Origin of the sequence: uncultured Brachybacterium sp., from assembly GCF_947500705.1 — a bacterium.
Taxonomy (GTDB): Bacteria; Actinomycetota; Actinomycetes; order Actinomycetales; family Dermabacteraceae; genus Brachybacterium.
Genome location: NZ_CANMSY010000009.1, coordinates 106449 through 118561 on the forward strand (window position 1 = coordinate 106449; position 12113 = coordinate 118561).

The following is a 12113-nucleotide window of genomic DNA, read 5'->3' on the forward strand; positions in this document are numbered from 1 at the left end:
GTCAGGCGGGAAACCGGGGCCGTGATCGTCACCGGTGCGAGGGTCAGAACAGGCGGGACTCGGCGTCGTCGATTCCGCGCAGAGCGTCATAGTCGAGGGTCACGCAGTCGATGCCGCGGTCACCGGCGAGCACCCGTGCCTGCGGCTTGATGGCCTGAGCGGCGAAGATGCCGCGCACCGGGGCGAGCAGCGGGTCACGGTTGAGCAGCTCGAGGTAGCGGGTGAGCTGCTCGACGCCGTCGATCTCGCCCCGTCGCTTGATCTCGATCGCCACGGAACCGCCCGCCTCGTCACGAGCCAGGATGTCCACCGGGCCGATCGCGGTGAAATACTCGCGGCGCACCAGGGACCAGCCCGTGCCGAGGGTCTCGATGTTCTCCGCCAGCAGAGCCTGCAGATGAGCCTCGACGCCGTCCTTCTGCAGGCCGGGGTCCACACCGAGCTCATGGGAGGAGTCCTCGAAGACCTCGTGGAGCCTGACCCGCAGCTTGTCGCCCGTCTTCCCATGGACCACATCCCACTGCTCGATCCAGTCGCCGTCGGGGTCGGCGGCGACCTCCTCATCGCTGCGACGGGTGGTCGACAGCGTGCAGGGAGGGCTCATCCAGTTCAGGGGCTTGTAGCTGCCGCCATCGGAATGGATGAGGACGCTGCCATCGGCTTTGACGATCAGCAGCCGAGGGGCCAGCGGGAGATGGGCGGTGAGCCGACCGGTGTAGTCGACTGAGCAACGGGCAACGACGAGACGCACCCGGCCAGGGTACGGCACCGGCGGGGACGACTCCGTTCCCGCCCTGGGGTATGAGAGTTCGATGAGACGTTCATGAGAAGCGCTTTACCCAGGTGCAGATGCTCACTAGGCCCTGGTCTGGGATCCGCGCCGCTCGTATCGTGAACAGGTCCCCGCACCGGTCCCGCACCGGGACCACCCCTAAGGAGCTTCCTACCGTGCAACGACCCCTGGCAGTCCTGCTGATCCTCATCGGAATCGTCGGGCTCGTGCTGGGACGCCTGGGGGAGACCACCTGGGCGCCCGAGACCGAGACCACCGCGAGCGTCACCCTCGACGACCCAGGCTCGGCCGTGGTGATCGATCCAGGCGTGCTCTACGTGGGCGGCGAGGAGGGGCAGGTCGTCATCGAAGGCGCCTCGGACGTCTCGGTGATCACCGCCGCGAACGGCGATATCGATGCCTATCTGGAGGACGTGCGCTACACCCGGATCACCGGTGCGAGCGACTGGACCACGCTGAGCACCCAGGAGGTCAACCCCGAGGGTGCCGCGGAGCTGGTCGACCCCACCTCCTCCGACCTCTGGCGATCGGTCGAGACGGCGCCCAGCCCCTTCACGATCGAGATCGAAGAGTTCAGGGCCGCGGAGAACGGGGAGACCCCGCAGCCCTACCGCTCGCTGCTGATCGTCACCGACGGCACCGCACCCGGCGCGGACAAGGTCTCCATCACCTGGCCGGTCGAGGCCGAGAACGAGTGGGTGCCCTTCGCCTACGCCGGTGGCGCCGCGATCGCCGTCATCGGGCTGGTGCTGCTGGTGGTCTCCATCGGTGGCCGACGCCGCGATGAGGACGAGGACTCGAGCATCGAGGGCGGGGAGCCCGGCGGGCTCACCGAGCCCGGCGAGCCCGGCCCTGCCGCTCCGGTCCTGCCCGGTGCCGTGGCCGGGGGGAGCGCCGCCGCTGTGACGACCGTGTCCGGCGGCTCCCCGGCCGCCGACGCGCCCAGCACGGAGGACGAGGACCCGGATTCTGCGGGACCGGTCCGACTCCTCGGTGATGACGAGGAGCGTCGATGACCCGCCACGACCTGCCCCACATCGCGTTGAAGGAGACCACCATGAACAGCCGACCCGTCGGTCGCCGCGGCCTCTTCCTCGGTGCCGGATCCCTGGTCGCGAGCGGTCTGCTCGCCGCCTGCACGACCGAGCCCGCACCGCCGGAAGCCCCGCCCACGGGCGCGCCGGCCGGGGATCCCACGCCGGTCCAGACCGTGGAGCAGTTCGCGACCATCGTGCCGGAGATCAATGCTGCGGTGGTCGCCGCCGATGAGGCGCGGGACGCGGCGCAGCTCGCTCCGCGCGTCTCCGGCTCCGCCGTCGAGTTCCGCACCGCCGCCTACGCCATGATCGCAAAAGCGGAGGAGTGGGCCGAGGACCTCAAGGTCCCCGGCACCGAGCTGATCGTCCCCATGACCTCCGTGACCGCGGAGTTCCCCCGGGTCGCGATCGCACTGGTCCAGGATTCGGTCGCCGAGGACGGGGTCCCGTACTTCATGGCGCTGCAGCAGGCCGATGCGAAGTCGTCCTACAGCTCCTGGGGCTGGGCGCAGCAGGCCGTGGGCATCGAGATGCCGGTGGTCGCCAATGAGCAGATCGGGGCGGAGCAGGTCACTGCGGACAGCGAAGGTCTGGTGATGACCCCGGCCGAGGCGCTCGCGCTCTACGCCACGGTGCTCACCGACGGCGATGCCGCCGACCCGGAGGACCTGCTCGCCGCGAACCCCTTCCAGACCGGCACCCATGAGCGCATCCAGACCGAGCGCTCCGAGCTCAACGCCGGGGTGGAGTGGAATGAGGCGGCGACAGTCCGTGAGATCTACACGGTCAGGGACGGCGAGCTGCTCGGGCTGCGCACCGATGACGGCGGCGCGATCGTGATGGGGACGCTGATGTCCACCCGGAAGGTCTCCATCAAGGACGGCGCCACCATGCGCTACGCCGAGGACAACAAGTACACCAAGGTGATCGGGAAGAAGGAGTTCACCACCGAGTACATCCGCGAGTACGGCACCCATGTCGCGCTCTACATCCCGTCCCAGGACGCCGGCGGACAGGTGCAGCCGATCGGTGCCACGCAGACCGCGCTGAATGCGCGCGGCAGCTGACCTGACGGGCACGGCGCCGACCTGACGGGCACAGCGCCTACCGCGCGGGACCCAGCGCACACCGGGCGGGACTCCCTAGACTGGGCCCATCCCGCAGTCATCGAAGGAGTACCCCTGTGACCGATCCGTACGGAATCATCGACCTGGCAGCGCTCAAGCAGCCCGCCGGGGGCAGCCCCCAGGCAGGCATGACGCCCGGCGCCGGCACGCCCTCCGCACACGAGGTCGCCGTCACCGAACAGGGCCTCGAGCAGCTGATCACGGACTCCCAGCAGGTGCCCACCCTGCTGCTGGTGACCAGCTCCCGGGTCCCCGAGGGAGAGCAGTTCCTCACCTCCCTGCGCCGCTCCGTCGATGCGCGGGGCGGAGCGATCCGGCTCGCCCTCGTCGATGCCGATACGCAGCAGCGGGTCGCGACCGCGCTGCGCGTCGAGCAGCTCCCCACCCTGCTGCTGCTGATCATGGGCCAGGTGCAGCCGATCGTCCAGGCCGTGCTCCCGGAGTCGGAGATCGACACCCTCCTCACCCAGGTGCTCGAGGTGGCCCGCCAGCAGGGCATGGAGATCCCCGCCGGTGAGGCCGGGCAGGAAGCACCCGCTGAGGAGCCGCTGCCGCCGCTGATCGCCGAGGCCTATGCGGCGATCGAGAAGGGCGATCTCGACGCCGCCGTGACCGCCTACCAGAAGCAGCTCCAGGAAGCACCGGCGGATGCCGAGGCGAAGGCCGGACTGGCGATGGTGAACCTGATGCGCCGCACCCAGGGCATCGAGCTGGCCGCCGCGCGGGAGGCCTCCGCACAGCGTCCCACCGATCTGGGCGCACAGCTGTTGACCGCGGACCTCGACATGCTCGGCGGTCACGTGGAGGATGCCTTTGCGCGTCTGCTGGACCTGCTGCGCGGCGCCGATCAGGAGACCAAGGACATCGTGCGGAATCGTCTGCTGGAGCTGTTCGAGGTGGCCGGCGCCGAGGACCCGCGAGTGACGCCGGCCCGCAAGCGCATGGCGAACCTGCTGTACTGAGCCGGCGCCGGCCCACGGAGACGACGAGTGAGGCGCGGTGCTGTTCCGTCCGAGGGAACAGCACCGCGCCTCACGCACTCCCGGGCCGAGCAGGCCCGGAGTCGCTCAGCCCTCCCGCAGCCGTTCGGGGACCAGCACCACCACGCCCAGCGGCGGCACCGACAGCCGCACCGAGAAGTCACGGCCATGCTGCGGCAGCTGCTCTGCATGCACCCGGCCGAGGTTCCCCACTCCGCCGCCGCCGTAGACGGGGGCGTCGGAGTTGAGCACCTCGAGCCAGGCGCCGCCCTCGGGAAGCGGGATCCGGTACTCGTGCCAGGGCTGCGCCGAGAGGTTCACGACGACGACCACCGGATCGCCGGCCTGATCGCGGCGCACGAAGGACAGCGAATTGTGACTCGCATCGTCACCGATCAGCCATTCGAAACCGCCCGGGTCCTGATCACGCTCATAGAGCGCGGGGAACTCCGCCTGGAGGGCGTTGAGATCCTTCACCAGCTGCTGGACACCCCGATGCAAGGGGTACTCCAGCAGCCACCAGGGCAGCCCGGCCTGCTCCGACCACTCAGTGCCCTGGGCGAACTCAATGCCCATGAACACCAGCTGCTTGCCGGGATGGGCCCACTGGAAGGCGAGATAGGCGCGCAGATTCGCGGCCTGCTGCCAGTCGTCACCGGGCGCCTTGCGCAGCAGTGATCCCTTGCCGTGCACGACCTCGTCATGGCTCAGCGGGAGCACGAAGTTCTCGGAGTACTGGTAGACCATCGAGAAGGTCAGCTCGCCGTGGTGGTACTGGCGATGCACGGGATCCTGCCCGAGGTACTCGAGCGTGTCGTGCATCCACCCCATGTTCCACTTGAACCCGAAGCCCAGCCCGCCGGTGTCGGTGGGGCGGGTGACTCCCGGGAAGGAGGTGGACTCCTCGGCGATCATCATGATGCCCGGAGCGCGCTTGTAGGCGGTGGCCGTGGCCTCCTGGAGGAAGGCGATGTTCTCGAGATCCTCGCGTCCGCCATGGTGGTTGGGCAGCCACTGCCCTTCCTCGCGGGAGTAGTCCCGGTACAGCATCGAGGCGACGGCATCGACCCGCAGCCCGTCGACATGGAACTCCTCGAGCCAGTAGCAGGCATTGGCGACCAGGAAGTTGCGCACCTCGTTGCGGCCGGTGTCGAAGACATAGGTGCCCCAGTCGGGATGCTCGCCGCGGCGCGGATCGGCATGCTCGTACAGCGGGGTGCCGTCGAAGCGACCCAGCGCCCACTCGTCCTTCGGGAAGTGCGCCGGGACCCAGTCCAGGATCACGCCGATGCCGGCGCCGTGGAGGGTGTCGATCAGATGGCGCAGCTCATCAGGGGTGCCCAGCCGTGAGGTGGGGGCGTAGTAGCCGGTCACCTGGTAACCCCAGGAGCCGCCGAAGGGATGCTCGGCCACCGGCATGAACTCGACGTGGGTGAAGCCCATGTCGCTCACGTAGTCGGTCAGCTCGACGGCCAGCTCCCGATAGTTCAGGCCCGGCCTCCAGCTGGCCAGATGCACCTCGTAGATCGACATCCGTGAGGCGACCGCGTCCTGGGCGGCGCGCTCGGCCAGCCAGTGCTCGTCGGTCCATTCGAAGCTGCTGGTGGTGATCACGGATCCGGTGGCCGGTGGCACTTCGGCGTAGCGGGCCATCGGGTCCGCCTTGTCGCGCCAGGTGCCGTCGGCGCCCAGGATCCGGTACTTGTACGTCTCCCCGTCACCGGCGCCGGGGATGAAGATCTCCCAGACCCCGGAGGAGCCCAGCGAGCGCATCGCGTGCAGTCGCCCGTTCCAGCCGTTGAACGAGCCCACCACCTGCACGGCACGCGCATTCGGTGCCCAGACGGTGAAGGAGGTCCCCGTGACCGTGTCCGCGCCGCTGTCCAGGGTGCGCACATGCGAGCCCAGCGCCTGCCAGAGCTCCTCGTGGCGCCCCTCCTGGATCAGGTGCAGGTCCAGCTCCCCGACGGTCGGCAGGAAGCGATACGGCTCCTCGAGGTCCACCGGGGCGGCGCCCTCGGACCAGGTCACGCGGATCCGGTAGGAAGGCAGCTCGCTCAGGGGCAGGGACGCCACCCAGATGCCGTCGTACTCGTGCTCCATCGCGTGGACGGTGCCCTCCGGCAGCAGCACCGAGACCTCGTGCGCGAGCGGCTTGAGGGTGCGCACGGTGGTCGCCCCCTCGTAGTCGTGAGCACCGAGCACCGAGTGGGGCTCGTGGTAGCTCCCGGTCGCGGTGGAACCCAGCTCATGCTCCCCCAGCGGCATCACCGGAGCGGAGGAGGAGGCGCCGCGGGGTGGAGCGGTCGCGGCACCGGTGGGGGCGGCTGCGCCGCGGACCGGAGCGGACGCAGCGTTGGTGGGGGCGGCTGCGCCGCGGGCTGGAGCGGTCGCGCCGCGGTCGGGGGTGGCCGGAGTGGCGGGAGTATCAGTCATGTCAGCTCTCCTCAGGGTGGATGATCCGCAGGACGTGCGCGGGACGGTCTTGGGCGCTCAGGATCACGTAGGGATCGCGTCCCCAGCGGAACCGTTCACCGGTCAGCAGATCCTCGACCTCGAAGCTCTCGCCCACCCCGAGCGCGTCGAGATCCAGGCTCAGAGTGGTCCAGGCATCGCGGTCATGCGCGGTCAGCGAGACCACGAGCACCGTATCCGGGGCGCCGGTGCCGGTAGCCGCGGCGTCGAGATGCTTGGAGAAGACCAGCACCTGCTCGTCGTCGGCTTCGTGGAAGCGGATCGTGGTGAGGGTCTGCAGCGCGGGGTGCTCGCGACGGATCCGGTTCAGGGTCCCCAGCAGCGGTTCGAGGCTCTCCCCGCGGGCGAGCGCTCCGGCATAGTCGCGGGGCTTGAACTCGTACTTCTCGTTGTCGATCTGCTCCTGGGCGCCGGGCCGGGGGACGTCCTCGACGAGCTCGTAGCCGCTGTAGATGCCCCAGGTCGGGACCAGAGTCGCGGCCAGGATGGCGCGCAGCACGAAGGCCCGCCGACCGCCCGTGCTCATGTACGGGGTGAGGATGTCGTGGGTGGTGGGCCAGAAGCTGGGCCGCATGAAGGGAGCGGTCTCGACCAGCTCCTCGAGGTATTCGCGCAGCTCCTCGGCGCTCTCGCGCCAGGTGTAGTAGGTGTAGCTCTGGTGGAAGCCGACCTTGCCCAGGGTGTGCATCATGGTGGGCCGGGTGAAGGCCTCGGCCAGGAAGATGACCTCGGGATGCGTCTGGGCGAACTCCGCCAGCAGCTCCTCCCAGAAGCGCACCGGCTTGGTATGGGGATTGTCGACCCGGAACAGCGTCACCCCATGCTCCACCCACAGCTCGAGCATGTCGCGGATCGCGGCGTACAGGCCCTCGTAGTCGGTGTCGAAGCTCAGGGGGTAGATGTCCTGGTACTTCTTCGGCGGGTTCTCCGCGTAGGCGATGGTGCCGTCCGCCTGGACCGTGAACCACTCGGGGTGCTCCTTCACCCAGGGATGATCCGGGGAGCACTGCAGCGCGATATCCATCGCGACCTCGAGATCGAGCTCCTTCGCCCGGGCCACGAAGGCGTCGAAGTCCTCCATGGTGCCCAGCTCTGGATGGATCGCGTCGTGGCCGCCCTCGGCCGCGCCGATCGCGTAGGGGGAACCGGGGTCCCCGGGCTGCGGATCGAGGGTGTTGTTGCGCCCCTTGCGGAAGGTCGAGCCGATCGGGTGGATCGGCGTGAGGTAGGCGACGTCGAAGCCCATGGCGGCGATCCGGTCCAGGGACCGGGTCGCGGTGGCGAAGGTGCCGGAGGTCCAGCCGTGCTCGGGGTCGAAGCGGGCTCCCTCCGAGCGGGGGAAGAACTCGTACCAGGAGCCGTACAGCGCTCGTCGGCGCTGGACCTCGAGGGGGAAGGGCCCCGCGACGGTCACTCCTTCGCGCAGCGGACGCTCGGTGAGGATGCCCCGCAGATCGGCGGCGAGCGCTGGGGCGACGCGTGCCGAGGCCGGCAGACCGGGGGAGCGCAGGCTCTCCAGAGCGGCGCGGAGCACGGGGCCGTCGGCGGCGGGCCGAGTCCCGTCCTCGATCTCGGCGAGCACCCGCTGCAGCACCAGCGCGCCCTCGGCGCAGACCAGATCCTCGTCCATCCCCGCCGGGATCTTCACCTCGGCGACGTGCGCCCAGGTGCTGAACGGCGCGGAGTACGCCTCGATCCGGAAGCTCCAGCGACCGATCTGCTCGGGGCGGATGGAGGTCTCCCAGCGGTCCAGACCGGGTTCGACGAGGTCGAGTGCGCGTCGCTGCTCCTTCCCCTCGGGGGAGATCAGCACGAGCTGCACGCCCATCGCGTCGTGACCCTCGCGGAAGGAGTGGGCGCCGACGGTGACGGTCTCGCCCTCCACGCAGCGTGCTGGATACCTCCCGCAGTCGACGACAGGGTGCACCGCCATGATCGGGATGCGCCCGATGCCGGCGTCCAGCCCCGTGCGGTCAGTGGTCTCGGACATGGCCTCTCCTAGCTGAGCTCTCGTCCTTGACGAGGTGCTCTGCGACGGTCGCGGTGACGACCCTCACGATAGCCGCTCGGACGTCCCCTCTGCGCCGTCGGGCGTGATCCCGATGACCACCACGCTGCCGGGTGCTATCGTGACGCTCCGCTCCACCAGCGGGAGGCGGGGAAGTCCCTCGGGGCTCTCCAGCGCGGTGTCCAGGAGGATCCGTGCGGTGCCCTGCGGCCAGGGAGCCCTGGGCAGGCGCAGCGCGACCTCCTCGGCCTCGGTGGAGAGGATCACGAGCAGGTGCTCGGAACCCTCCCGACCCGGGATCGCCGGCCGCAGCATGGCGAGCAGGTGCTGGGAGGGATCCATCCACTCCTCGTGCGCGATCGGCAGACCCTCGGCACCGAACCAGGCGACCTGCCCGGCATCGAGCGCCGCCGGGTCGGCGGGGCGCAGGAAGTGCGGCGCGCGCAGCTGCGGATGCTCGCCGCGCAGCTGCAGCAGTCGGGAGACGGTCTCGCGCAGCTGGTCGCTGCGGTGGCTGCGGCTCCAGTCCATCCAGGAGATCTCGTTGTCCTGGCAGTAGGCGTTGTTGTTGCCCTGCTGGGTGCGATAGCGCTCGTCCCCGGCGGTGAGCATCGGGGTGCCCGAGGCCAGCAGCAGTGTGGCCAGGATGCTGCGGGTGGTGCGACGCCGTGCCTCCTCGACCTCTGCCGCCCCCTCGATGCCCGAGTCGACCTCCCCCTCATATCCGTGATGGAAGGAGCGGTTGTCGGAGGTGCCGTCGCGGTTGGCCTCGCCGTTGGCCTCATTGCGCTTGGTCTCGTAGACGGTGAGGTCCCGCAGCGTGAAGCCGTCATGGGCGGTGACGTAGTTGACCGATGCCCAGGGGGAGCGGAGGCTGCGTCCGGCCGGGAGCTCGAGGGGATCCTGCCCGGTGAGCAGGTCGGAGGAACCGGCCAGGCGGGTGGCGAGGTCGCGGATGCCGCCGATCGCGTCATTGCCCGAGCGCGCGCGCATCGCCCGGTCCGAGAGCCAGAAGGCACGCACGTCATCGCGGAAGGCGTCGTTCCATTCCGTGAAGGGGGCGGGGAAGTTCCCGGTCTGCCAGCCGCCGGTGCCCACGTCCCAGGGTTCGGCGATGAGCTTGACGCCGCGCAGCACGGGATCGGTGAGGATCGCGCGCAGCAGCGGATGGTCGGGGTTGAAGCCGTGGTCGTCCCGGCCCAGCGTGGCCGCCAGATCGAAGCGGAAGCCGTCCACGTGGACCTCCTGCACCCAGTAGCGCAGCGAGGCGAGGATCAGGTCCATCACATGCCGTGAGCGCGGGTCCAGGGTGCCGCCGGTCCCGGTGACGTCGAAGAAGGTGCCGTGGTCGATCCAGTAGTACTCGAGGTTGTCCAGTCCGCGCAGCGAGAGCGCAGGTCCATCGGCACCGCCCTCGGCGGTGTGGTTGTAGACCACGTCCAGGACGACCTCGAAACCGGCCGCGTGCAGGTTCCGCACCATGGTCTTGACCTCGTCGAGCACCGCCTGGGCGCCGGCGTGCTGGGCTGCCGGGGTGGCGAGAGAGGGGTCCGGGGCGAAGTACGACAGGGTCGAGTAGCCCCAGTAGTTGGTCAGACCCAGCCGGGTCAGGTGCGGCTCGTCCATCGCCGCGTGCAGGGGGAGCAGCTCCACGGTGGTCACCCCGAGGCTGCGCAGGTAGCTGGTCACCGCGGGATGGCCCAACCCGGCATAGGTGCCGCGCTGCTCGGGCGGGAGCTCGGGATGCAGCTGGGTGAACCCCTTGACGTGCAGCTCGTAGAGCACTGTGGAGTCCCAGTCCACGAGCGGGCGCAGATCCCCCTGCCAGTCGAAGTCGTCGGCGACGACCACGGACCAGATCGCGTCGTCACCGTTGTCGACCTCGCTGCGGATCGGCGTCTCACCCACCCGGTCGAGCATCGCATCGACCTCGAAGGGGAAGAACGAGCTCAGCAGCGACGAGGAGTGCGAGACTCCCCGCGACCAGGGGTCCAGGAGCAGCTTGCGGGGGTTGCACAGCAGTCCGGCGTTCGGGTCCCAGGGACCATCGACACGCAGCCCGTAGCGGGTCCCGGGCGTCATCCCGCTGACCCGGTCCCAGCGCAGGCCGCCGTCGAAGTGCCGCAGCCGCTGACGGTGCTCGGTGGAGCCCTGGCGGATGCAGAGGTCGATCGATTCCGCCCTCGGTGCCGCGACGGCGAAGGTGCCCCGACCCTGCGCGTCCACCAACAGCCCCGGTGAGGTGGGGGCGACGGGGGGCGTCGCGCGATCGAAGTGGTCTGCTAGCACCATGGCATTGTCCCACCACTTCCGCCCGTGCCGAGACCGACTCGCATCCAGGGTGACCGGTGCCGCTAGGATCGGCGAGGTGATCCGTGATCCGCTGCCGGCGGCCGGCGGGTCCTCAGCATGGCCGCGACCGGTCCGGCCTCCGGCCTCCTCGGGGGAGGAGCAGGGCCTCGGGTCGTGGTCGCCGAGCATGAGCAGTACCAGTCGCACGAGTCGAACGCATGACGGGGGAGCCGCAGCGCATGAGCAATCCACCCAGCCAGCACGCCGGGAATCAGGCGCGTCCCATGGTGCCGGGTCCGCCGCCCGGACTGTCGGAGTCCTCTGCCTCGGGACCGGGCCGGCCTGCGCCGGGGGCCTCGCAGCGGCCCGGCGGGTTCGCGCCCTCGAGCGCTGCCATCGCGCCCGGCGACCTCGAGCGCGCCGGAGCGATCATCTCCACCATCTCCGGGGTCTTCCACTCCCGCGTGGTGGGCCAGGAGAACCTGCGCACGACGCTGATCGCCGCCCTGGCGGCGGGAGGGCACGTGCTGCTGGAGTCCGTGCCGGGTCTGGCCAAGACCACCGCCGCGAGCGCCCTGGCCTCCTCGATCACCGGCTCCTTCGCGCGCATCCAGTGCACCCCCGACCTGATGCCCAATGACATCATCGGCACCCAGATCTACTCCTCGGGCACGGGGACCTTCACCACTCAGCTGGGCCCCGTGCACGCGAACGTGGTGCTGCTGGACGAGATCAACCGCTCGAGCGCCAAGACGCAGTCCGCGATGCTGGAGGCGATGCAGGAGCGGCAGACCTCCATCGGCGGCGAGGTGTACCGCCTGCCGGAGCCGTTCATGGTGCTCGCGACCCAGAACCCGATCGAGGAGGAGGGCACCTATGTCCTCCCCGAGGCGCAGATGGACCGCTTCCTGATGAAGGAGATCCTGACCTACCCGCGACCGGCCGAGGAGCATGAGATCCTCGACCGCTCGACCGCCGGGAGCCTCACCGGCCCGCGCGAGGCGGTGGGCACCGTGACCCTCCAGGACGTCCGCTTCCTCCAGGAGATGGTGGATCAGGTGTACGTCGATCCCGCGGTCAAGCGGTACATCATCGATCTGATCTTCACCACCCGAGGATCCGGCCCGCGCCCGGTCCCGAACCTCACCCAGTCCGTGCGGGTCGGGGCCAGCCCTCGCGGCTCGCTCGCGCTGATGAAGGTGGGCCAGGCGCACGCGCTGCTCAACGGACGCGACTACGTCACCCCTGATGACGTGCGGGCGATGCGGCACGGGGTGCTGCGCCACCGCCTGGTGCTCACCTTCGACGCACTCGCCAGCGGCATCAAGCCGGAACAGATCATCGACGCGGTGTTCCACGCCGTGCCGATGCCCTGAGCGGCCCAGACGACTGAGAACGACC

8 protein-coding genes are annotated in these 12113 nt (G+C 69.7%); 4 read left to right on the forward strand and 4 right to left on the reverse strand.

Annotated features, from left to right (window positions below; all coding sequences use genetic code 11):
* Nucleotides 1–43 precede the first annotated feature (43 nt).
* The gene (gene nucS, locus Q0937_RS14550; RefSeq protein ID WP_299305018.1) at nt 44–751 is read right to left on the reverse strand and encodes an endonuclease NucS; all 708 of its coding nucleotides are present in this window, start codon (nt 749–751) and stop codon (nt 44–46) included.
* 197 nt (nt 752–948) lie between these two features.
* Here nucS and Q0937_RS14555 point away from each other — a divergent pair, with 197 nt between their 5' ends.
* The 3 genes from Q0937_RS14555 to Q0937_RS14565 all read left to right on the forward strand — a co-directional run bounded on the left by Q0937_RS14555 (nt 949) and on the right by Q0937_RS14565 (nt 3919).
* The gene (locus tag Q0937_RS14555) at nt 949–1809 is read left to right on the forward strand and encodes a hypothetical protein (RefSeq protein WP_299305020.1); all 861 of its coding nucleotides are present in this window, start codon (nt 949–951) and stop codon (nt 1807–1809) included.
* A complete protein-coding gene (locus tag Q0937_RS14560; RefSeq protein WP_299305023.1) occupies nt 1806–2897 on the forward strand; it encodes a hypothetical protein in 1092 nt (363 codons plus the stop codon). The genes Q0937_RS14555 and Q0937_RS14560 overlap by 4 nt, the downstream gene beginning before the upstream one ends.
* A 116-nt stretch (nt 2898–3013) precedes the next feature.
* Entirely contained in the window at nt 3014–3919 is a 906-nt protein-coding gene (locus Q0937_RS14565; protein WP_299305025.1) for a co-chaperone YbbN, read from the forward strand.
* Between the two features lie 105 nt (nt 3920–4024).
* Here Q0937_RS14565 and glgB read toward each other — a convergent pair whose 3' ends face one another.
* From glgB to glgX, 3 genes are all read right to left on the reverse strand, one after another.
* Nucleotides 4025–6373 carry a 1,4-alpha-glucan branching protein GlgB gene (gene glgB, locus Q0937_RS14570; RefSeq protein WP_299305028.1) on the reverse strand — a complete coding sequence of 783 codons (2349 nt, stop codon included), beginning with the start codon at nt 6371–6373 and terminating at the stop codon, nt 4025–4027.
* A gap of 1 nt (nt 6374) precedes the next feature.
* Nucleotides 6375–8402: a maltotransferase domain-containing protein gene (locus Q0937_RS14575; RefSeq protein WP_299305031.1), complete on the reverse strand. Its 2028-nt coding sequence runs from the start codon at nt 8400–8402 to the stop codon at nt 6375–6377.
* A 63-nt stretch (nt 8403–8465) separates the two neighbouring features.
* Complete coding sequence (gene glgX, locus Q0937_RS14580) at nt 8466–10712, reverse strand: glycogen debranching protein GlgX (RefSeq protein ID WP_299305034.1); 2247 nt, start codon at nt 10710–10712, stop codon at nt 8466–8468.
* Nucleotides 10713–10951: 239 nt separating this feature from the next.
* On the opposite strand from glgX, the gene Q0937_RS14585 reads away from it, so the two are divergent.
* On the forward strand, nt 10952–12088 hold the full coding sequence (locus Q0937_RS14585; protein ID WP_299305037.1) for a MoxR family ATPase: 1137 nt from the start codon (nt 10952–10954) through the stop codon (nt 12086–12088).
* The last annotated feature ends 25 nt before the right edge of the window (nt 12089–12113 follow it).

Coding starts and splice junctions, on each gene's coding strand:
- Q0937_RS14560 (WP_299305023.1), top strand. CDS start 1,806: ATGACCCGCCACGACCTGCCCCACATCGCGTTGAAGGAGACCACCATG.
- glgB (WP_299305028.1), bottom strand. CDS start 6,373: ATGACTGATACTCCCGCCACTCCGGCCACCCCCGACCGCGGCGCGACC.
- Q0937_RS14575 (WP_299305031.1), bottom strand. CDS start 8,402: ATGTCCGAGACCACTGACCGCACGGGGCTGGACGCCGGCATCGGGCGC.
- glgX (WP_299305034.1), bottom strand. CDS start 10,712: ATGGTGCTAGCAGACCACTTCGATCGCGCGACGCCCCCCGTCGCCCCC.
- Q0937_RS14585 (WP_299305037.1), top strand. CDS start 10,952: ATGAGCAATCCACCCAGCCAGCACGCCGGGAATCAGGCGCGTCCCATG.